This is a genomic window from Prevotella communis (assembly GCF_022024115.1).
Taxonomy (GTDB): Bacteria; Bacteroidota; Bacteroidia; order Bacteroidales; family Bacteroidaceae; genus Prevotella; species Prevotella communis.
Genome location: NZ_CP091792.1, coordinates 1,584,446 through 1,608,298, shown reverse-complemented (window position 1 = coordinate 1,608,298; position 23,853 = coordinate 1,584,446). Strand labels below are relative to the sequence as shown.

12 protein-coding genes are annotated in these 23,853 nt (G+C 49.8%); 10 read left to right on the top strand and 2 right to left on the bottom strand.

Going from position 1 to position 23,853, the window contains the following annotated elements:
- Positions 1-3: 3 nt before the first annotated feature.
- The 7 genes from L6468_RS06385 to nifJ all read left to right on the top strand — a co-directional run bounded on the left by L6468_RS06385 (position 4) and on the right by nifJ (position 18,023).
- Positions 4-1,614 carry a WD40 repeat domain-containing protein gene (locus L6468_RS06385; protein ID WP_143005671.1) on the top strand — a complete coding sequence of 537 codons (1,611 nt, stop codon included), beginning with the start codon at positions 4-6 and terminating at the stop codon, positions 1,612-1,614.
- Positions 1,611-4,439, top strand: coding sequence for a sensor histidine kinase (locus L6468_RS06380; RefSeq protein ID WP_237796545.1), 2,829 nt, complete (start codon positions 1,611-1,613; stop codon positions 4,437-4,439). The genes L6468_RS06385 and L6468_RS06380 overlap by 4 nt, the downstream gene beginning before the upstream one ends.
- Positions 4,440-4,447: 8 nt before the next feature.
- Positions 4,448-5,269, top strand: coding sequence for a sensor histidine kinase (locus tag L6468_RS06375; protein ID WP_237796544.1), 822 nt, complete (start codon positions 4,448-4,450; stop codon positions 5,267-5,269).
- A 32-nt stretch (positions 5,270-5,301) separates the two neighbouring features.
- Positions 5,302-10,596: a non-ribosomal peptide synthetase gene (locus L6468_RS06370; RefSeq protein WP_237796543.1), complete on the top strand. Its 5,295-nt coding sequence runs from the start codon at positions 5,302-5,304 to the stop codon at positions 10,594-10,596.
- Positions 10,597-10,623: 27 nt separating this feature from the next.
- Complete coding sequence (locus tag L6468_RS06360; RefSeq protein ID WP_091818731.1) at positions 10,624-13,014, top strand: TonB-dependent receptor plug domain-containing protein; 2,391 nt, start codon at positions 10,624-10,626, stop codon at positions 13,012-13,014.
- Positions 13,015-13,178: 164 nt separating this feature from the next.
- On the top strand, positions 13,179-14,366 hold the full coding sequence (locus L6468_RS06355) for an ATP-binding protein (protein WP_091818732.1): 1,188 nt from the start codon (positions 13,179-13,181) through the stop codon (positions 14,364-14,366).
- Positions 14,367-14,447: 81 nt separating this feature from the next.
- The gene (gene nifJ, locus L6468_RS06350) at positions 14,448-18,023 is read left to right on the top strand and encodes a pyruvate:ferredoxin (flavodoxin) oxidoreductase (RefSeq protein ID WP_237796542.1); all 3,576 of its coding nucleotides are present in this window, start codon (positions 14,448-14,450) and stop codon (positions 18,021-18,023) included.
- Positions 18,024-18,217: 194 nt separating this feature from the next.
- Here the strand turns inward: nifJ and L6468_RS06345 are convergent, their stop codons facing one another.
- Positions 18,218-18,754: a 30S ribosomal protein S16 gene (locus L6468_RS06345; RefSeq protein WP_091818734.1), complete on the bottom strand. Its 537-nt coding sequence runs from the start codon at positions 18,752-18,754 to the stop codon at positions 18,218-18,220.
- A gap of 163 nt (positions 18,755-18,917) precedes the next feature.
- Here L6468_RS06345 and L6468_RS06340 point away from each other — a divergent pair, with 163 nt between their 5' ends.
- The gene (locus L6468_RS06340; protein ID WP_237796541.1) at positions 18,918-21,572 is read left to right on the top strand and encodes a CotH kinase family protein; all 2,655 of its coding nucleotides are present in this window, start codon (positions 18,918-18,920) and stop codon (positions 21,570-21,572) included.
- Positions 21,573-21,595: 23 nt separating this feature from the next.
- A complete protein-coding gene (rhaM, locus tag L6468_RS06335) occupies positions 21,596-21,913 on the top strand; it encodes an L-rhamnose mutarotase (protein ID WP_091818772.1) in 318 nt (105 codons plus the stop codon).
- Here the strand turns inward: rhaM and L6468_RS06330 are convergent.
- Positions 21,896-22,729: an ATPase gene (locus L6468_RS06330; RefSeq protein ID WP_237796540.1), complete on the bottom strand. Its 834-nt coding sequence runs from the start codon at positions 22,727-22,729 to the stop codon at positions 21,896-21,898. The two genes, rhaM and L6468_RS06330, sit on opposite strands and share 18 nt — an antisense overlap.
- A gap of 167 nt (positions 22,730-22,896) precedes the next feature.
- On the opposite strand from L6468_RS06330, the gene hisG reads away from it, so the two are divergent.
- Positions 22,897-23,748, top strand: a complete 852-nt coding sequence (gene hisG, locus L6468_RS06325; RefSeq protein WP_091851901.1) for an ATP phosphoribosyltransferase — start codon at positions 22,897-22,899, stop codon at positions 23,746-23,748.
- Positions 23,749-23,853: the final 105 nt, after the last annotated feature.

Genomic DNA, 23,853 nt, shown 5'->3' with positions numbered 1-23,853 from the left:
GCATTGAAAGAGCTGATTAGAAATAATATGCTTTGGGGCATTGCCTGTGCCGCTTTGGGCACAGGATGCGCCGTGGGCTTTAGCTGCTACTACTTCGAGAAGGAGAAGACGGCCGAACTGGAACAGCAGTTGGCCGTGATGAGTCAGAAAGAGCACCGGGCCGTGATAGACCAAAGCATCAACAAGCAGATGGAGGAGATTGCCTACGAACAGAAACGCATCAGCGATGAGCGTACCGTCGAGGCAAAGAAGCAGGCCGAGATTGCTGAGGAGGAGAAGCAGAGCGCTATCATCGCCCAAAACCAGGCGAGGGCATCGGAAGAAATAGCCCGAAAGGAGCGCGACAATGCCGAGGCTCAGAGTAAGGAGGCTAAACGGCAGGCCGAGATAGCCAACGACCAGAGGAAGACGGCAGAGCTCAACAAGCGCGTGGCTGATACCCTGAGCTACATAGCGCTGGGACGCTCGCTGGCCTCCATGGGTTCTAATCAGTATCAGTCGGGCGGCAATAAGGAACTGGCTAAGCGGTTGGTCTTTGCGTCGTATTGGCTGACGAAGACCTACGGCAGCAGGAACGACCTGTATCACGTCTCCGTGATTCAGGCCCTGATGGAGGTGAGCGACAGTAAGACGACCTGGAACAACCTGCACAAGGGTGGCATCACGGGCATATTCTTCGTTCCCAACAAAGAGAAAGAGCTGGTAACGGTGAGTAGCTATGGCGAGATATACCGTCATGTGAATCAGGATGATAAACTAAAGACGCACAACCTGTTCTCTAACAGCGCACTGGACTTCCGTAGCGTGTATGTGGATAAGGCTGGCACCATCTATGCCGCCAGTCACACGGGCCATCTGGTCGTCATCCCGGCCAACGGCAAGGCGCAGCAGGTGGTACTCTCAGACATCAGTCACCCCATGGCGCTGGATATGTATAACGACGACATGCTGGTGGTGGTGGGTGAACACAGTGTGGCACTCTTTAATACGAAGACTCACCAGCAGCAGGGCACCCTACGTGTGAACGCCAAGATCACGGCCCTGGGGCGCATCAACAAGCATCCGTATCTCTTCGACGAACAGGGATATATGCACGAGATGGTGAGCACAGACAAGTTGGATAGTAAGCGCAAGCCCACTGCCGTAAAGGGCATCGTCACGGCTTTTGCACGCTCTGACAACAAGGGTATCAACACCTACGGCACCAGCGACGGCAAGATATATGTGGAGGAAAAGAACGGGAGAATAAAGGAACTGGTGGGCCATCGTTCGCGCATCACCCGACTGAAGGTGAACGGCAACCAACTCTACTCTTCCAGCTACGACGGCAAGATGAACCTGTGGCTCTACGAAAACGAGAAGGTGGAACCTATCCAACTGTTCCAGTCGGACCAGTCGGACGGATGGATTCGCTACTTCAACATCAATAACAAGAAGACGCACCTGTGGTCGGGCGATAACAACGGCAACCTGACGGAGACGTTGGTATCGGTCGATGTGATGGTAAACCGACTGAAGGCGCATCTGCTCACGGAGGAGCAATGGGATAACTATATAGGTAAGAGTGCCTCTTACAAGATGTTTATCAATAGTGTGAAAGGAGGTGAGAAATGAATAAACGGCTCTTTATACTCTTCGCCCTTCTGACAGCCTCAACCTATTCTTTCACACAGGGAATTCCATTCCTGCGCAACTTTAGCGCTGAGGAGTATCAGGCGCACAACCGCAACTTCGACATCACCACAGACGACAAGGGGTTTGTGTATGTGGCCAACTTTGAAGGTCTGCTGTATTACGACCAGGCAGAATGGCGCATCATCCATACGCCCAACATCACCCGTGTGACGACCCTCTATCGCGACCGGAAGGGTACGATCTGGGCTGGCGGCTACAACTACCTGGGCTTCATAGAGAGCAACGACAAGGGTGAGCTGATGCTGCATAATGCCGTGAAGAAAGGTAATTTTCAGGGTGTGGTCACCAGGATTTGGGAGAACGGCAACCAGATGGTCTTCCAACTGGAGGACGGCTACGGCTACACGCTCAGTAAGGGCGAGGTGAAGGAGGCCTCGCAGCGCCTGCTGGAGACGGCGCCCGACAACGAGTTTATTGACATAGGATTCGGACTGAAGGCGCAGACAACGGGGGCCAACGGCGTGAATATTCTGAGCAACGGGCAGACGGCCTATCTGATTACGGAGGACAACGGTCTGTGCTCGAACGCTATCAATAAGTTGGCCTACAACGGCAAAGGCATCCTTTGGGGCGCCACGAACAACGGCCTGTTCTGCATCGCCGTACCTACTACCTACACGCATGCCACAGCGCAAGAGGGGCTCCGTGGCGAGGTACTGTCTATCATCTTTCATGAGGGAACGCTCTACGTGGGCACTGCCAACGGACTGTTTTTCATGGATGGAAAATTCTTCCGTCAGGTGGCCGATATGACCCACCCTTGCTGGCAAATGATTACCACACCCAAGGGATTGCTGGTGGCTACGAGCAACGGTCTGTACCTGATGAAGGAGAAGACGGTGGCCGAGCGACTGAACGACCACAACACCATGTCGGTGAAGGAGGCGCAGGGCGGATTCTATACTGGTGAGTCGGAGGGTGTGTTCATGAACGGCGACAACGGTCGCAGGGAGAAGATAGCCGACCTGGAGCGCGTGACACATATTTATATAGATAAGAAGGAGACCATCTGGCTGCAGAATCTGTATGGCATCATCTGGTGCAAGAAGCAGGCAGAGAAGGCGTTCCATCAGGTGGTGCTGGAGGGCGACAAGACCGTGCCGGGCATGATTGTGCCAACGAACAAGGAACTGCTCACCATCAGTGCCAACCAGACAGCCCCCATCCCCTACCCTCAGATGGCTTATCTGGACAAGGACGGGGCCACATGGCTCACAAATAGCGACGGACGAGGGCTTTACTGCATCAAGGATGGCATCAAGGACAAGCGATTCACGCAGCAGTTGAACGCTATCAGCGAATATAATGTACGCGATATGTTGTTCTACGACAGGGACAGGCTCATCTTGGGTGGCGACTTTGGTCTGATTACCTATAAGGTGAAATTCTCTGACCCCATACTGGATAGCAGTCCAAAACTGTTTATCCGCAGCGTCAAGCTGAATGGCGACAGCATCTTGTGGGGTGGCTACGGTAAGATGCCAAGCAAGTTGCAGAGACTCAGCAGCGATGAGCGCAACCTGGAGTTTACCTTCGCACTGGACAACACCATCCTGATCAAGGAGACACGCTATCGCTACAGGTTGAACAATCAGTCGTGGTCGGCATGGGACAACGAGCAGGAGGCTAAGTTCCCAAGTCTGGAACCAGGAAGATACACCTTCGAGGTGCAGGCGATGGATGCCTACGGACAGGTGACGCAGGCAGAAGCCCTGAAATTTGAGATTCAGCGGCCGTTCTACCAGCGATGGTACATGATGATTCTCTACCTGGTTGTGGTTGGTATCCTGATCTACCTCCTCGTACGTTTCCGTCTGCACCGGTTGGAGAAGGAAAAGATGCGTCTGGAGAGTATTGTGCAGGAGCGCACGGCCGAGGTGGTCAAACAGAAGGACGAGATTGAAGAGAAGTCAAAGAGTCTGGAGCAGGCCCTCAAAGACCTGGGCGAGGCGCAGCACGAACTGATTCGTCAGGAGAAGATGGCTACGGCCGGTAAACTGACGCAGGGCTTGATTGACCGCATTCTCAACCCGATGAACTATATCAATAATTTCTCGAAACTGTCGTGCGGACTGCTGAAAGACCTCAAGGCGAATATCGAGGACGAGGAGGAGCACATGGACAAGGAGAACTTCGAGGACACGCTGGATGTGCTGGAGATGTTGAGTCAGAACCTGGAGAAGGTGGAACAGCACGGACTGAACACCACACGCACGCTGAAGGCGATGGAGGAAATCCTGAAAGACCGCACGGGTGGCAAGATGGCAATAGACCTCTGTAGTATTCTGAGACAGGACGAAGAGATGCTACACAACTATTTCAAGGAGAAGATTGCTGCGTTCAACATCCAGGCACCTTTCTCTATACCTGAGACAAGTGTCAATATCAATGGTAATCCAGAGCTGATCAGTATGACCATCATGAGTATTCTAGGCAATGCGATGTATGCGCTGGAGAAGAAAGCAGCACGCACGCAATATACGCCGGAGGTGGCTGTCACGCTGACTCAGGACGACGCGTTTGCTACCATCACCGTTCGCGACAACGGTATCGGCATAGAGGAAAGCATCATTGACAAGGTCTGCGACCCCTTCTTCACCACGAAGCCAACGGGTGAGGCAGCAGGTATCGGTCTCTATCTGAGTCATGAAGTGATACAGGATCACGGTGGCGACATCCAGATAGCGTCCGAGAAAGATAATTATACAATAATAACCATTACGTTACCAATTCTTCAAAACTGATACATATTATGGAGAAGCAAATGGAAAACCTCAGGCAACAACTGAAGCAACAGGAGAAGCTGGCATCACTAGGACTGCTCAGCGCCGGCATTGCCCACGAGATTCAGAACCCCTTGAATTTCGTCATTAATTTCAGTAAGATGTCGAACAAGTTGCTGAGTGATCTGACTGAGATTGTAGAGGACAACGAAGATAAACTGAGTGAGGACGACCGTGAGGAGGTGGAGGATATCGTGGCCGACCTGAAAGAGAATATGTCTAAGATTGTGGAGCATGGCGAACGGGCCATCAGCATCATTCAGGGCATACTGCTCATTTCTCGTGGCAAGGAAAACGAGTTTATCCCGACGGACATCTGTCACCTGGTCAAGGAGTATGTGTGGCTGTCGTATCACGCCATGCGTGCCAACGATAAGAGTTTTAACATAGCTATCCGTGAGAACTATCAGGAGGGTCTGCCTCCGATTATGGTCATCCCACAGGATCTGAGTCGTGCCGTACTCAACGTGATGAACAATGCCTGCTATGCTGTAAAGAAGAAGGCCGAGGCAACGGGTGCTGACTATCAGCCGGAGGTAACGGTATGCGTGAAGTCGGACGGCAAGCAACTCACCATCTCGCTGGCCGACAATGGTGAGGGTATGAGCGACGAGGTGAAGCAGCATCTCTATGAGAATTTCTTTACCACCAAACCCGTAGGACAAGGCACTGGTCTTGGCATGGGCATCACACGCGATATCGTAGAAAACAAACACGGAGGCAAACTGTCGTTCGAGTCAACGCTGGGACAGGGCACGAGTTTCACTTTTATAATTCCAATTAAAAATTGATTCCTTCTTTCACAGGAGAAAAATCCATACGAATGGTTAAAACAGACTCTACTACCGCATTATTTATAAAATGGATAGTGGATGCTTTTGAGAATTGTTCTCAGAAGACGGCTATCATTGACCATGCTGGCGAACGGGAAACAACCTACGAAGAGCTGTATATCATGGCTTGCAGGGTTGTGGGCTATATCGACAAGCGTCGGTTGCCCGCCCACTCTTTCATCGGCATCTGTCTGCCCACGAGTATGGAGTATATAGCTGCTGAGATTGGCATCTGGCTGGCAGGTCATGCTATCATTCCCATGGGCGACCAGTTTCCGGAGTCTCGTATTCAGCAGATTATGGAGCATAGCGAATCGCCCCTGTTGATTGATGAGAAGGTGATGAGCGAGATGGCATCCACAGAACCAAAAGAACCGTCGGCACTGCCTGGTGAGGACGACATCAACGCCCTCTTCTATACGTCAGGCAGTACGGGGCAGCCAAAGGGTGTGCTCCACTCGTTTCGCTCGTTTGGCATTCCGCTATTCCCTGACAAGATGTTCCAGGATTTGGATGTGTCGGTGATGGCTGTCACGGCGCCAATGTTTTTTGTGGCCTGCAAACTGATTTATGATTTCATCACCAGGGGCAAGACCGTCAACGTGGTGCCTCAGAATATCAGGATGGATATTCGTAAACTGGAGGATTTCCTGGCCGAGCAGCGTATCGAGTTTGTATTTATTCCTCCTTCGGTACTACCCTATTTCCAGAATAAATCACAGGCATTAAAGGTGGTGTTTACTGCTTCTGAGCGTGTGTCGGGTGTAGGCCCTAAGGGGTATAAGCTCGTCAACTACTGTGGTCAGACGGAGACGGCTGGCATCGGCTGCACGTTTATGATTGACAAACCCTACGACAATACGCCTATCGGTATCCCTGTAGAACCTTATATATATAGTGTACAGGATGAGGACGGCAACGAGGTGCCTTTCGGCGAGGAGGGAGAACTGTGTTATCGGGGCGACTTGACGCCTGGCTACTATAAGGACCCGGAGCGTACGGCACAACTGTATCGGGGCGGATGGCTTCATACAGGCGATATTGTCAGGGCTCGGCCAGACGGCAACCTGATATACGTGAACCGAAAGGACTGGATGGTGAAAATCAACGGGCAGCGCGTAGAACCGAGTGAGGTGGAGACGGTGTTCAAGAAGATTCCTGGCATCGACAACGCCATCGTCAAGGGTTTTACTTCTGGTAATAAGCGTCAGTATCTCTGCGGCTATTATATCTCGAAGACGGGCGTCACGGAGCAGGAAATCATCGACTACCTCACGTCGAAGTTGCCTGCCTACATGGTACCGGTCTATTTCGTGAAGATGGAGAGTTTTCCGCTCAACATGAACGGCAAGACCGACCGCAAGAGTCTGCAGTCGCCTGCTGTGGAGGACGACGTCATAGAGCGTGCGCCCTACGAGGCTCCTCAGAACGATACAGAGGCGAAGTTGTGTGCTGCCTTCGAACGTACACTGGGCCATACGCAGGTAGGTGTCAATGAGGACTTCTTCCTGATGGGTGGCGACAGCATCCGTGTGATGAAGTTGCAGACGCTGTGTGCCGACCTGTCTATCGACGCCCGAATGATTTATACGCATCGCACGCCACGCAGGATAGCCGAAGCCATCAGCAAGAAGGGCGAGTTCAGTTTTGAACGCCTGGCGGACTACCCACTGAGTCAGACGCAGTTGGGAATCTTTGCTGCATGCATGGCTCGACAGGGCGAGGTGGTCTATAACAACAGCACGCTTTTCAAACTGGCCCCCGGGCTGGATCTACCTCGTCTGGCAAAAGCCCTTGAGGCCGTAGTAGAGGCCCATCCCTTTGTGAAGACTCGCCTGTTTATCAACAGCAACGGCAATCCCCGTCAGCACAGGAATGATGACGAGAGTTATAGGCAGGAGATAGAATATGTTTCGGAAGAGGAATTTGACTATCTAAAGCCTCAACTGATGCAACCCTTTGACTTGCTTCATGACCAACTGTTCCGTATCCGTATCATTGCTACGCCGAAGAATGCCTATCTTTTCATGGACTTCCATCATGTTATCTTCGATGGAATGTCTATGGGCGTTGTACTATCCGACTTAGAGAAAGCTTATGATGGTGAGCATCTGGAAGGTGAGTCTTTCAGTGGCTTTGAGGTAGCGCAGGAGGAAGAGGCCCTACGACAAACAAAAACTTACAGTGATGCCAAAGAGTGGAACACAAATGTGTTTGGAAGTCTGGAAATCACATCCCTGCCCGTTGCCGACAGCAACGGACTTGCTACCACATTTGGAAAACAGGAGGCTGACCTGGGTTTGAGTGTACAAGAACTGAACGAGGCGTGCCAACGTTTTGGTGTGACTCCTAATGTATTTACGATTGCAGTCTTTGGTTATCTGTTGGGACACTATACCTATTCTCAAGAGTCTCTGTTCGCTACCATCTATCACGGTCGTCATGAATTAAGATTGGACCGTACTGTTTCGATGTTGGTAAAGACGTTGCCCGTCTATGAGAAATGGGACAAGCAGACAACGCTGAGAACATTGCTACAGACTATCAAAGAGCAACTGATGGGCAGCATGGCAAACGATATTTATTCGTTTGCCGAGCTCAGAGCCATGAATCACTATATTGGCAGTCAGATTCTCTTTGCCTATCAGGGCGACATCGAATTTCCAAACCGTATTGGCGGAGCGCCATACTGTCAGATACCTCTGATGGATAATGCCACCGGCGAGCAACTGGCATTCGAGATTTCCAGAAATGGCAACCAACTCACGCTTCATGCGGAATACCACAGCAACATCTATTCAGATGCTTTTGTGAAGAGGATTTTGCAAAGCTACATTCACCTGATTAAGACCTTTGCGGCTGTTGACAATGATGAGGTGACTTTGATGTCGCTTCCTCTTCTGTCGCATGAAGATATGGAGAATCTGCTAACCATGGGCTGCGGGAAGGAAGTCAAAAGAGATGCGTCAGAGACATTTATCCAGCTGTTCAAGCGCCAGGTTTCACACACTCCCGATGCGATAGCTGTTGTCGATAAGCTATCTTCTATCACTTACGCAGAACTGGACAGACAGTCTGACTGTCTGGCTGCATCACTTGTCAAGGCTGGAGTTGCTAACGACGCTTTTGTGGCACTGATGCTTCCACGCCGTAAAGAGTTTGTGATTGCTGTCCTCGCAGTATTCAAGGCTGGAGGCGCATATCTGTCGATGGACTCTGACTATCCACAGGCTCGTATTGACTTCATGTTGAACGACCTGAATGCCCGATTCCTGATAACCACCAGTAAACTGGCAGAGAAACATGATTTAAGGTCGAATGATAGTCAGCGACATATTATCTTATTAGATCATTTCGATTTTTCTTCTACTGTTTCGCCATTAGACTATAGTAGAGCGCAATCGCTGGCTTATATCATCTACACATCGGGCACTACAGGCAAACCTAAGGGTGTTATGATAGAACATCATTCGCTCTGTGCCATGCTGAATTGGCTGATTCCTATGGAAGAATTAAAGGCTGGAGACAAGTGTGCACTTCACCCCAGCTTCAGCTTTGACGCCTCAATACCTGACTTGTTTGGTCCACTTACATGTGGTGCACAGATTCATATCATATCATCGGCCATGCGTTATGACATAGTGGCTTTCAGCCGCTATCTTACCGACAACCAAATTACGGGTCTGACAATGAGTACGCAGATAGGAATGGAACTGCTTGAGAGTCAGGACCTGTCGCTACGCTATCTGTTCCTTGGAGGCGAGAATCTGCATGTCAACCGAAATACGGGTGTCAAGGTTATCAATGGTTACGGACCTACAGAATTTACGGTCTGTTCTTCTTATCACGTCGTTGATCCTGATTGTACATACGAGAATATTCCCATTGGGCATCCCGTTCCTGGCAGCAAGTCGCTGATTGTCGGTCCAGAAGGGCGTCTTGTCCCCTGGGGCGCTATGGGTGAGTTATGTCTGGTGGGACCGCAGTTGGCTCGTGGCTATTGGCAACGAGAGCAACAAACTCGTGAGCGTTTCGTCGACTGTCCCTTCCTGCCAGGCGAGAAGATGTATCGCACAGGCGATCTGGTGAAGTGGAGCCAGGACGGCGAACTGATATTCCACGGACGCATAGACAATCAGGTGAAGATTAATGGCTACAGAATAGAGCTGGGCGAAATAGAGAGCTGCATTAATAGTTTGCCTGGTATTCAGACGTCGGCAGTAATTGTGAACAAACATAACAACCTTCAGTACCTGATGGGCTTTTATGTTTCCGACAGCAGTGAGATGAGTCCAAAGGTATTACGCAAGAGTCTGACAGACTCACTGCCTTCTTATATGGTGCCCTCGAAGCTTGTACAACTGGAAAGAATGCCGATGACTCCCAATGGAAAAATTGATCATCGGCAGCTCACAGAACTGGCAACGAGTATGACATTGAGTCATGGTACTACAGAACCACCTTCAAATCAACGGGAGAAGGTCTTGCTCGACATCGTTAAGACGATATTGGGTATCGAACAGGTGGGTATTACTGATGACCTGACTCTGCTGGGGTTGTCATCACTCAATGCCATTAAACTGGCAGTATTGGCTAAGGAAGCCGACTTCAATCTGAAAGTCAATGACATACTCCGGTTAAAGACTATTAAGAAGATAGCAGCCCACAAAACCACTGTTGGCGACTGGGCTCAGGGCTACGATGCCTCGAAACCTGTTGCCGTGGTCGTTCAAGGACTCACTTCCTACCATTTGTTGCAGCCGCTGATCACCCGTTTATGTCAGCGCTATTCCGTCTTTGTCATCGAACCCCTTCAGGAGCATATCCGTACATTGTTTGCTGGCAAGAACAAGTCAGAAATAGTGGATGGCTATATTGAACTGATTCGCCATAGTCTCCCTGCTGATGCCAAGGTCAGCGTCTTCGTGGGCCATAGCTTTGGTGGCGAGTTCAGCTATCGTTGTGCAGTCAAGTGGCACGAGGAAACAAATCAGACTCCACGTGTGTTGCTGTTCGACACCTATTTCGATATCTCTAAGGTTGTTGGCAGGCTCCATCAAATGGAGGAGTATATCAATCCCATAGAGGATCATTCGCCCATGCCGTTCTATAGTGGTAGTGTGGATTATTTCGAAGCCACACAGATGGCAGACAAGGAACTGAAGTCTGATAGCGATGCCTCCTGGCGCCGCTTGTTGCCTCACCTCTGCGTCCATTCTGTGTCAACCAGCCACTTCCGTCTGTTGGATACAAATAACGTCAGCTTCTGTCTGTCGCAAATATAATGTGTAACGTATAATTGTTTTTATGAAATGATTAATCATCTAAGAATATACCTCACAGTCGTCGCCCTCACGCTTCTGGCAATGCCTGCATCAGCTCAGGATGTCTATGTTCAGGCGGAAAATGCCTATAAGATAGGTCGTATTGACTCTGCGCTCGTTTTGCTGAAACGCAATGAGAAAGCTTTTCTTGGTACCGACAGGCAGAAAGCATATCGTTTGATGTCGCTCTGCTGTCTGGCGCTCGACCAGCCAGAACAATCGGAGTATTACGCAGGACTGCTGCTGAACGAAAACAAGTATTTCTTCGGTTCACTGGAAGATCCTGTGCGTTTTGTCGATATGATAAACCGACTGCGCGAAGGTCGGGGTACTACCATTAAGACGGCATCTGGTCAGGAAGAGAATATCGAGGAGGCGCCTGTACCTGTAACCATCATCACTCGCGAGATGATTGATATGCTGAGCAACAACAGGAACATCGGACAGATACTGGCTGCCTATGTGCCTGGCATGAGTGAGATTTGTACGTATGCTTTCGCTAATGTGGCCATGCATGGTGTATATACGAATGGTCAGGAGAAGATTCTTGTGATGGAGAATGGTCACCGACTGAATGCCCGTTCTACCAACAACGGTAAGCTCGACTATGCCATCAGCACGGAGAAGATTGACCATATAGAGGTGCTGCGAGGTCCTGCTTCATCACTTTATGGTAACGTGGCTCTGACGGCTGTGGTCAATATTATCACAAAAAGTGGTAATGAGATCAATGGCATCAAGGGCAAATACAGCTATGGCTCTTTTGGTACTCATCGTGCCGACCTCACAGCTGGAACAACGTTCCTAGGAGCCGACGTGATGGCATGGGCTTCTCTCTACACCTCAAAAGGAGAACGTATCACGATTCCTGCTGGTTCTGGCTATTCACAAACCCCACACGATGGCTATGCCTATGTGGGCCGTTACGAGGGCAAACCGTCTTACGACATAGGAGTCACCATAAAACTCAATGATTTCAACCTGATGGTGAGTCGCAAATACGGAAAACTGGTTCCTCAGTATTCATGGTATGCTCAAACATATGACTACGACCGTTATCGTCAGTTCTTTGGGGTCACCCCTGGCTATTCTGTCAATGAGAACCATCTCAATCTCGAATACGACAAGAGTTTTGGCAGTTCCAACTTGAATATAGCGCTCTATGGTGACTGGTATCAGTTTCAAGACTATCAGGTTGTTTCTGATTCTATGTATAACGTAGAGTTCAATCCTGATGGCAGTGGTACCCCAAAGATAGGTCCAGACGGAAAACCGGTTATGCGTCTTTATCATGGTGTGTATCAGGATGACAACTGGGAAGAATATACTATTGGTGCAACGGCTAAGTACTCCTCCAACTATAAGATAGGTAATCAGCATGGTAACCTGCTGGCTGGTGCACAGTTTGAATTCTACAGAATCCCTGTCAACGAGTTCTTCCTCGGAGAGGAGTATAGTAACATCACTATAGTAACCACACCAGAATCCCCTAATCAGCTAAATGTGGGCCATGAGAAGAGCATCTCGGGTTTCATTCAGAATAAGCACTATTTCACCGACCAGCTGATCCTCAATGCTGGTCTGCGCTACGACAAGAAGTATCGTCGAAACGATATGAGCGTCGAGGCATTCTCGCCCCGTGTCGCCTTGGTCTATGTTCCCTCTAAGACGTTCAGCGTCAAGGCGTCGTACTCACGCTCGTTTGTAGATGCTCCCTATTTTTATCGTCAGAACACGCAGAACACGTACAAAGGTAGTGAGGACCTGATGCCGGAATATATGAATGCTATACAGCTGGACTTTCTGGGGTCTATAGGTGGGCATTTTGATTATGATGTCAACTTGTTCTACAACCACTTGACAGACCTCATCTGTAATAACCAGAGCACCGACCTGAATGCGCCGAAATATGTAAACTCGGGTAGTCTTAAGGTGGCAGGTATCGAAACAGAACTGAGTTACAAAACGACGGCGTTCCGTTCACGACTCAACACCACTTTCCAACGGGCCATGAGTGCTGAACAGTATTATTACTACGATCATCACATCTATAGCATACCGTCGGTAACGGCCAACTTGGCTTGCGAGCAGCGCCTGTTTGACAAGAAGAACCACTCTTTGTGGCTATCGGGCAATCTGCGCTATACCTCACGTACGCTCAACAAGGCCAATTCACGTGTCACAGGTAGCGAAGATTTCTATCTCAACGAACGTGCCCTGGTTGACCTGCGTCTGAAGTACGATTACAACAAGACCATGCAGCTCTCACTCGATTGCGACAATGTGTTTAACACCTGCTACGAGATTGGTGGAACGTCATATATCCCCTATCGCTATCCGGGTCGCACCCTGATGGGAACGGTGGCATTTAAGCTTTAATACCCAGCCATCGTAAATGTATGATTGCATATTTATTAAATCTATTTTAAACATTATATCAATTATATTAAAATAAATACGATTTTTGTAATATTTTGCCATTTCCACTTTGCAATTTCGCAAAAAAGTCGTACCTTTGCAGCTGTTTTAAAACAAATCTGTAGATGGAAGCTTTTTTCAGAACACATCGTTACTTGGTAGAGCATGTGAATGCACCAGTCCGTCGCAGTCTCATGGACGAGATCGACTGGTCTGACCGCATGATTGGTATTAAGGGTACGAGAGGCGTTGGAAAAACGACATTCCTTTTACAGTATGCCAAGGAAAAGTTTGATATAAACGACAAGCAATGTCTTTATATCAACATGAACAACTTCTACTTTCAGGGACGCGGCATTGCTGATTTTGCTGGCGAGTTCTATCATCGCGGTGGCCGTGTGCTGTTGATAGACCAGGTCTTCAAGCAAGACAACTGGTCCCAGGAGTTGCGTAAATGCTACGACCTCTATCCAGGTCTGAAGATTGTGTTTACCGGTTCCAGCGTGATGCGCCTGAAGGACGAGAATCCGGAGCTCAATGGTATCGTGAAGTCCTACAACCTGCGCGGTTTCTCTTTCCGTGAGTTCCTGAACTTAATGACAGGCAATAGTTTCCGCGCTTACACCCTGGACGAGATCCTGAGCGACCACGAGCATATTGTCAAGCAGATTCTGCCCAAGGTATCACCACGCCGCTATTTCCAGGACTACATCCATCATGGCTTCTACCCCTTCTTCCAGGAGCATCGCAACTATAGCGAGAACCTGCTGAAGACCATGAACATGATGACCGAGGTTGACATCCTGATTATCAAGCAGATTGAACTGAAGTATCTGCCTAAGATCAAGAAGCTCTTCTACGAGCTGGCCGAGGAAGGTCCGAAGGCTCCCAACGTGTCAAAGCTGGCTGCCGATATAGAGACCAGTCGTGCCACGGTGATGAACTATATCAAGTACCTCACCGATGCCCGTCTGCTCAATATGATTTACCCAGAGGGCGAGGACTTCCCCAAGAAGCCTTCAAAGGTGATGCTCCACAACTCCAACCTCCTGTATGCCATCTACCCCATTCACGTAGAGAAGCAGACAGCTATGGAGACCTTCTTCGTAAACTCTCTTTGGAAGGACCACAAGGTGAACCAGAGTGGACGCGAGCCCTACTTCCTGGTAGACGGAAAACTGAAGTTCCGCATCTGTGATGCCGACGTACATAATAAAATAAAGTACGCGTCCGATACGATTTACGCCCGCTACAACACGGAAATCGGCAAGGACAATCAGATACCCCTCTGGCTGCTGGGATTCCTTTATTAAAAGGTAGAACAGTAAAAGGGTAAAAAAAGGACATAAAACTAAAAGCAAACAAATACATTCATTTTTAATCATTACAAAAAAATGGCTAAAGAAAAGAAATTTATCACCTGTGATGGTAACGAGGCTGCGGCTCACGTGAGCTATATGTTCTCGGAGGTAGCTGCTATCTACCCCATCACCCCGTCTTCGCCAATGGCGGAGCATGTTGACGAGTGGGCTGCCCGTGGTCGCAAGAACCTCTGGGGTCAGAACGTCTCAGTTCAGGAAATGCAGTCAGAGGCTGGTGCTGCCGGTGCCGTTCATGGTTCTTTGCAGGCTGGTGCCCTCACCACTACATTCACCGCTTCTCAGGGTCTGCTCCTGATGATTCCAAACATGTACAAGATTGCTGGTGAGTTGATTCCTTGCGTATTCGACGTTTCTGCCCGTACGCTGGCTTCACACTCTCTGTGTATCTTCGGTGACCACCAGGACGTTATGGCTTGCCGTCAGACCGGTTTCGCCATGTTCTGCTCAGGTTCAGTTCAGGAGGTGATGGACCTGACAGCCGTTCCTCATCTGGCTACTCTCGAGACCTGCGTTCCTTTCGTTAACTTTTTCGATGGTTTCCGCACCTCTCACGAGTACCACAAGATTGAGATGATGGATCAGGAAGATATCCGTCCTTTGGTTAAGGAGGAGTTTGTTAAGCGTTTCCGCGATCGTGCTATGAGCCCTGAGCGTCCTATCACACGTGGTACTGCTGAGAACCCCGAGACATTCTTCACACACCGTGAGGCTAGCAACCAGTACTACGATGCTGTACCCGAGGTTGTTGAGAAATACCTCGGCGAGATCTCTAAGATTACTGGCCGTGAGTACCACCTATTCTCATACTACGGAGCTGAGGATGCTGATCGCATGATTATCCTCATGGGTTCTGCTACCGATGCTGCTCGCGAGGCCATCGACTACCTGAACGCTAATGGCCAGAAGGTTGGTATGATTTCTGTTCACCTCTATCGTCCATTCTCAGTTAAGCACCTGCTCGCTTCAGTTCCTAAGACTGTTAAGCGTATTGCTGTGCTCGACCGTACCAAGGAGCCCGGTGCTAACGGTGAGCCTCTGTACCTCGACGTGAAGGATGCTTTCTACGACGTAGAGAACAAGCCTCTCATCGTGGGTGGCCGCTACGGTCTTGGTAGCCGCGACACTACACCTGCTCAGATCATCAGCGTGTTCAACAACCTCGCTATGCCCGAGCCAAAGAACCATTTCACAGTTGGTATCGTAGACGATGTTACCTTCACCTCTCTGCCTGAGGTTGAGGAGATTGCTCTCGGCGGCAAGGGCATGTTCCAGGCTAAGTTCTACGGTCTGGGTGCCGATGGTACCGTAGGTGCTAACAAGAACTCAGTTAAGATTATCGGTGACAACACCGACAAGTACTGCCAGGCTTACTTCTCTTACGACTCTAAGAAGTCAGGAGGTTTCACCTGCTCTCACCTGCGTTTCGGTGACACACCTATCCGCTCTACCTACCTGGTAACCACACCTAACTTCGTGGCTTGCCACGTTCAGGCTTACCTCCACATGTACGACGTTACACGTGGTCTGCAGAAGAACGGTCAGTTCCTGCTCAACACGATCTTCGACGCCGACGAGCTCGAGAAGTTCATGCCTAACAAGGTAAAGCGCTACTTCGCACAAAACAACATTACTGTATATACCATCAACGCTACTAAGATTGCACAGGAGATTGGTCTGGGTAACCGTACTAACACTATCCTGCAGAGTGCATTCTTCCGTATCACCGGCGTCATCCCCGTGGAGCTCGCTGTTGAGAAGATGAAGGCTGCTGCCCTGAAGTCTTACGGGGCTAAGGGTCAGGATGTAGTTGATAAAAACTACGCAGCTATCGACCGTGGTGGTGAGTATGTACAGTTCACCGTTAAGCCCGAGTGGGCAAACCTGCCAGACGATGCTGAGAAGCAGGACGATGCTCCCGCATTCGTTAAGGAACTGGTTCGTCCTATCAACGCTCAGGCTGGTGACCTGCTGAAGGTTTCTGACTTTGTTAAGCACAACACTGTTGACGGTTCTTGGCAGGTTGGTACAGCCGCTTACGAGAAGCGTGGTGTAGAGGCCTTCGTTCCTGTATGGAACAAGGACAACTGTATCCAGTGTAACCAGTGTGCTTACATCTGTCCTCACGCTGCCATCCGTCCATTCGTACTCGACGAGAACGAGATCAAGGGCTTCGCAGCTGCTGCCGACACCCTCGAGATGAAGGCTCCTGCCGCTATGAAGGGCATGCACTTCCGCATCGAGACTTCAGTACTCGACTGTCTGGGTTGCGGTAACTGTGCCGACATCTGCCCAGGCAATCCTAAGACTGGCAAGGCTCTCACCATGGCTCCATTCAATCCTGATGCAGCCGACATGGTTCAGGAGGCTAAGAACTGGGAGTACCTGGTTAAGAATGTTAAGTCAAAGCAGAACCTCGTCGACATCAAGAGCAACGTGAAGAACTCACAGTTCGCTCAGCCTCTGTTCGAGTTCTCTGGCGCTTGCTCTGGTTGCGGTGAGACTCCTTACGTGAAGCTCATCTCTCAGCTCTTCGGTGACCGTCAGATGATCGCCAACGCTACCGGATGTTCTTCTATCTACTCTGCTTCTATTCCTTCTACACCTTATACTAAGAACGAGAAGGGTCAGGGTCCTGTATTCAACAACTCTCTGTTCGAGGACTTCTGCGAATTCGGTCTGGGTATGGCTCTGGGTAACAAGAAGATGAAGGAGCGTGTAGCTAAGCTGTTGCAGGAGATGATCGACGGCAACGCCAGCGACGAGTACAAGGCACTTGCCAAGGAGTGGATTGAGAATAAGGAGGATGCCGAGAAGACCAAGGAGATTGCTCCACGTCTGCGCGAGCTCATCGCTGAGAGCGCTGCCAAGGGTTGTCCTACCTGCAAGGAGCTCCAGACTCTGGATCACTACCTCGTGAAGCGTTCACAGTGGATCATCGGTGGTGACGGTGCTTCTTACGATATCGGTTACGGTGGTCTCGACCACGTGATTGCTTCTGGTGAGGACGTGAACATCCTCGTGCTCGATACTGAGGTTTACTCTAACACCGGTGGTCAGGCTTCTAAGGCTACTCCTCTTGGTGCTATCGCTCAGTTCGCTGCTCAGGGTAAGCGCATCCGCAAGAAGGATCTGGGTATGATCGCTACCACTTACGGTTATGTATATGTAGCTCAGATTGCTATGGGCGCAGACCACGCACAGACCCTCAAGGCTATCCGCGAGGCTGAGGCATGGCACGGACCTTCAATCATCATCGCTTACGCTCCATGTATCAACCACGGTCTGAAGGCCAAGGGCGGTATGGGTAAGAGCCAGGCCGAGGAGAAGAAGGCAGTTGAGTGCGGTTACTGGCACCTGTGGCGCTACAACCCCGCTCTGGCTGATGAAGGCAAGAACCCATTCTCTCTCGACTCTAAGGAGCCCAACTGGGAGAACTTCCACGACTTCCTGCTCGGTGAGGTTCGTTACCTCTCTGTTAAGAAGGCTTATCCTAACGAGGCCGAGGAGCTGTTCGCTGAGGCACAGAAGATGGCTCAGCTCCGCTACAAGACTTACATCCGCAAGTCTCAGGAGAACTGGGAGGATTAATTCTCTGAATCCGTGTGGTCAGCGGTTCGCCCGCTGACCCATCTCTATAAAAAAGGAGCATCCGCATTTGCCGGATGCTCTTTTTTATTCTACCATCAATCTTACCAAATACAAGTACGCACAAAAAAAAGAACCCTCGAAGAAAAACTTCGAGAGTTCCAGTTTGATTTCTACTTGAATAAAGAAGAAGCAGATTAAGCCTCTGCGGGAGCCTCTTCTGCAGCTGCCTCAGCCTCTGCGGGAGCCTCTACCTCAGCCTCTGCTGCAGCAGCAGCTGCCTTCTTGTCAGCTACCTTCTTAGCAATTGCCTCGTTAACCTTCTTCTCTTCAGCGAGAGCCTTTGCCTCAGCATCCTTCTTAGCCTTAGCTACCTCGGCTGCTACCTTGTCAAGACCCTTCTGCTTGTCAGCCTTCCATGCATCGAACTTCTTCTGTGCAGTAGCCTCGTCGAAAGCGCCCTTCTTCACGCCACCCTTAAGGTGCTTCATCAGGTAAACGCCCTCACCGCTGAGGATGTTGCGTACGGTATCAGTAGGCTGTGCGCCATTCTCTACCCAGTACAATGCACGGTCGAAATTCAAGTCTACCGTGGCGGGATTGGTGTTAGGATTGTAAGAACCAATCTTCTCAGTGAAACGACCATCACGTGGTGCACGAGCGTCGGCGATTACGATGCTGTAGAAAGCATAGCTCTTACGGCCACCGCGCTGCAATCTGATTTTTGTTGCCATGTTTTAAATGTTGTTTTTGTTGTTAAAAGTTTGAATTTCATGCTCCCATCTCGTGAAAGCGGCTGCAAAATTACGAAAAAAAAGTAAAAGTGGAAAGTGAAAAGTGAAAAATTTGCTCCCACAACGGTATTTTTAGATTTTTTTGTGTAATTTTGGGCTCGAAATGAAGCAAGAGCTATCAATATTAATACCTATATATAATAGTGACTGCACCAGTCAGGTGGCAGCATTAAGCCGGCAGGCGGAAGCTATCGAGGGTCTCAAGTACGAGATTATCGTAGCCGACGACGGGTCGGACAGGATGGATGATGGAAGATGGATGATGGATGATGGACAATTGTCCGCTTTCCCCCATGTGCGTTTCATTCGCCGTGAGCAGAATGTGGGCCGTGCAGCCATCCGCAATTTCCTTTGCAACGAGGCGCAGTATGCCTGGCTGCTGTTCATGGATGGCGACATGACCATTCCCTCCGACGATTTCGTACGTCGCTGGCTCGATGCCGACGTGGAGCAGGTGGGCTATGGCGGCTATATCATTGGTCGTGGCGAGGAGACCAACCTGCGCTATCTGTACGAAAGACAATGCGAGGCGATGCATACTGCCGAGGAGCGCAGGAAGCGTCCCTTCATGCATTTCCATACGTGCAACTTCCTGATTTCCAAGCCCCTGATGCAGCAATATCCCTTTGACGAGCGCTTCCATCATTACGGCTATGAAGACGTTCTCTTCGGCAAGCGTCTCAGACAGGCAGGCATCCGGATTGTCCATCCCGACAATCCCGCAGGATTCTTCGACTACGAGGACAACGCCCATTTCGTCAGTAAGACAGAGGAAGGTTTGCGCACGCTCCATAATTTTCATAATGACCTGCGCGGCTACTCCCAGATGATCACCTTCGTAGATGGCATCCATATCGGAGCCGTAAAGAGTGTTATCCGCCTATGGCACCGCCTCTTTGGCAAATGGGAACGCCGTAACCTCTGTAGCCAGAAGCCCTCGCTCAGGCTTTTCAAACTATACAAGCTAGGCTATTTCCTATCGCTGGCGAAACTCCTGCTTATATTTATCTTATCTACCCCTATTGCAGCACAGACACCCTTTATAACGGCCATCACGGAACGAGGCTACAACGAGAATGTCCAAGACCTGAGCGATTCTATGACCATTAAGATTGACGAACCTACACTGGCATTCGTCAACCTGACCGGCTTTTCCCAACTGCCTACAAAAAAGACTGACATACAAAAGGGCTATCTGGAGATGTACGACGGCAACGGACACTATTTCCGAAAACCCGTAACCCTGAACGGCCAAGGCGACTATACCATGCGCTACCCCAAGAAAAACTTCTCATGCCATTTCACCGATGCCACTTGGAACGAAGACGGGGCTCCTGACCTGAAGTTTGGCGACTGGGTGAAACAAGACGGTTTTCATCTCAAGGCTTTCTATACCGACTACATCCGTGGACTCGGAGAGGCAGCCTACAAACTATTCAGTCAGATGATAGCCGACCGACCACCTTATTGGGAACGCGGGGGCTATTACGAGAGCAGCAAAGCCCGTTGTTTCCCTGACGGATTTCCCTGTATCGTTTATGTCAAAGGCAATTTCTACGGCATCTATGCCTGGCAGCTAAAGAAGCACCGCAAGAACATGAACCAGAAGAAAGCCCGCGCTACCCATATCCATCTGGACGGTAATCTGAACGACCAATACCTCTTCAAAGGAACAATCAGTTGGAACCGTTTCGAGGTGCGCACGCCTAAAACGCTCTATACCGTTCAGGGAAATGTCTACGACGGTAATAGTCCGAAGGAACTCATCGACGAGAACAGTCCGCTCTACATCGTAGATGACGAGCCAGACAGTATCCGCAAGGCCAAGGAATTGTCTGCCGAGGTGAAGCAACATATTCAGGAGCTAAGCCAATACTGGTCAGTCCTGACAGACATCGAGGCCCAGGAAGCCAGCATCGAACAGATGCGACAGGAGATAGAGCAACGTTTTGACACAGACGCACTTATCGACTATGCCGTACATTACTATTTCACCCGCAATGGCGACGGTTCCCAGAAAAACTGGCAATGGTTTACCTACGACGGACATCGATGGATGGTGACTCCCTATGATCTTGACCAGACCTTCGGTGTAGGACTCTATGGCAACATAGAACCGCCCTACCGTCCTGTAGAGAAACTGACATCGGGCCCTTTCTACTGGATTAACAAATACTATGCCGACGATATCGCAGACCGTTATATCACCCTGCGAGAGAATGGTGTGTTTGACTATGACAACGTGGTGGCTATCATCGACGATTGGCGAGCACGCATAGGCGAAGCGTTCTATGCTGCGGAAGAGGAACGCTGGCCTCTGAGTCCTTGCTATAGTGATGCCGTCTGCAATAGTGGATGGGAGACTGTGCCGCTGGACGACCCAGAGTACTACCTCTCAGAACAAGGTTCCTATAAAGCCACAAAAGAATATCATGCTGGTGACGTATGCTGGCTTGAGGGCAGACTATGGCGGGCCACCACTACAATCACAGGCGTAAAACCATTCATCACCAATGCCAACAAAGACAGCGAAGAACGTATCCATAATTGGGTGAAGGGCCGTATCGAGTTCCTTGATGCCTACTTTGCCTATACGCCCGATGCCATTGAAGATATTATCATAGCAGAATCCCCAAAGGACAAGCGTCTTGAGGGCATCTATACGCTTGCTGGCATCAAGATCAGCACCCCTTTGACAGGTAAAACCTATATATTCAGATATTACGACGGTACCTCACGTAAGGTACATATCCAATAATCAGTAACTAAAACAAATTTATGATCAAAAGATTCGCATTCAAGATGTTCCTGAAGCCAGGCTTCGAGGAAGAGTACGAGAAACGTCACGCCGCCATCTGGCCAGAACTCAAACAGATGATTAAAGAACAAGGAGTACAAAACTACAGTATCTACTGGGACAAAGACACCAATATTCTCTTTGCCTATCAGGAGTGTACCAAAGAGGGTAATTCGCAGGATACGGAGAACGTGGACCCTATCACCCAGCGCTGGTGGGACATGATGGCCGACATCATGGAGGTGAACCCCGACAATTCGCCAGTCACCATTCCCCTACCCGAGTTATTCCATCTCGACTAACGCATCCAGAGGGCTACGCACTATTTTTCCCAGTGTGTAGCCTTCTGCTTTGACGGCCTTTTCTAATTGTTCCTTATAATAGAACGCGATACTGCCCACAGCATTAATGGGCAGATCCTTTCGTTGATAAGGCGTTATATTTCGTTGGATAAAGTCGCGGAAGTTATCAATCACCAACTGCTCTATCTGCGGATTTCCTATCTGCTGATGAATAAAAGTAGAGAGCGAAGCCAACCACCTGTTAGCCATCGGCTGACGATACACACGGTCAATAACCTGTGCCATCGACATCTCCATATAAGCCTCAAAAGCCACTTTTACGACGTTTGATAACCTATTCTTATACAGCGCATTAAGAAACCTTACTCCAAGTACTGCTCCACTACCTTCGTCACCCAGTATATAGCCCATTGGTGGCGTGTTCTCCACAATCCGCTCGCCGTCATACAGACATGAGTTTGCCCCCGTTCCCAGTATGCAGGCGATGCCCTCCTGATGACCACAAAGTGCACGTGCCGCACCCAGCAGGTCGCCGTGAGCCTCCACATGCCCTGCCTGCGGGAAAGCCTCCTGCAACAACCGCTGCATCTTCTCTTCCAGTTCAGGGCGCACCCCACTGCCGTAGAAGAGGATTGATGTAAGATGTCTGATGTCTGACGTCAGCTGTGGCAACAGTTCATCTTTCAAGATTCCGCGTATTGTGTCTTCGTCCTGATGAAAGGGATTGATGCCCTGCGTCTGCACGCGCCTGCCCATAAAAGCCCAGTCTGTTTTCGTGCTTCCGCTATCAGCTATCAATACAGAGTGATTGTTCATACAATTATCCATTAAAGAGTATAAATATACTCACAAGTTCCAAAAAAGTTGTTATTTTGGTGCAAAAGTAATCAATTTATTGCAAATTAAAGAAAAAAACAGTAATTTTGCAACCGATAATTATAAAAGTAAAAAGGTAAAAGGGTAAAAAGGTAAAAAATTGAAATATGCTTAGAATTGCAGTACAATCAAAAGGTCGCCTCTTCGAGGACACGATGCAGTTGCTTAGTGAGGCCGACATCAAAGTAAGTGCCAGCAAGCGTACGCTTCTGGTCGAGGCAACCAACTTCCCCCTGGAAGTACTCTATCTGCGCGATGATGATATTCCCCAGAGCGTTGCCTCTGGCGTGGCTGATATCGGCGTAGTAGGTGAAAACGAATTTGTAGAGAAGGGTGCCGAGGCCGACATCATCTCTCGTCTGGGTTTCAGCAAGTGCCGTTTGTCGCTGGCTATCCCCAAGGATATCGACTACAAAGGTCTTGAGTGGTTCAACGGCAAGACCATCGCTACGTCATATCCCGTTATCCTGAAGAAATTCCTGACCGACAATCATATCAATGCCGAGATTCACGTGATTACCGGTAGCGTGGAGATCAGCCCGGGTATCGGACTGGCCGACGCTATCTTCGATATCGTGAGCAGCGGTTCTACCCTGGTCAGCAACAACCTGCGCGAGGTAGAGGTAGTGATGAAGAGCGAGGCCCTGCTCATTGGCCACCCCGGCATGAGTCAGGAGAAGAAAGACCTGCTCAACCAGATGCTGTTCCGTTTCGAGGCCGTTCGTGAGGCTGAGGACAAGAAATACGTACGGATGAATGCTCCCAAGGCCCGTCTGCAGGAGATCATCAGCGTGCTGCCTGGTCTGAAGAGTCCCACCATCATTCCTCTGGCCGACGAGGAGTGGTGCTCAGTACACACCGTGCTCGACCAGAAGCGTTTCTGGGAGATCATCGGCCAGCTGAAGGAACTGGGTGCTCAGGGCATTCTGGTGACACCAATCGAGAAGATGATCCTCTAGAAGGGTATAGGGGAAAGTGAAAAGTGAAAAATTTCTTTTAGTCGCGAAGCTTTGTAAAAGCGAGCAGAGCTCGAGCGGCTACCGCAGATTAGGAAAAGTGAAAAA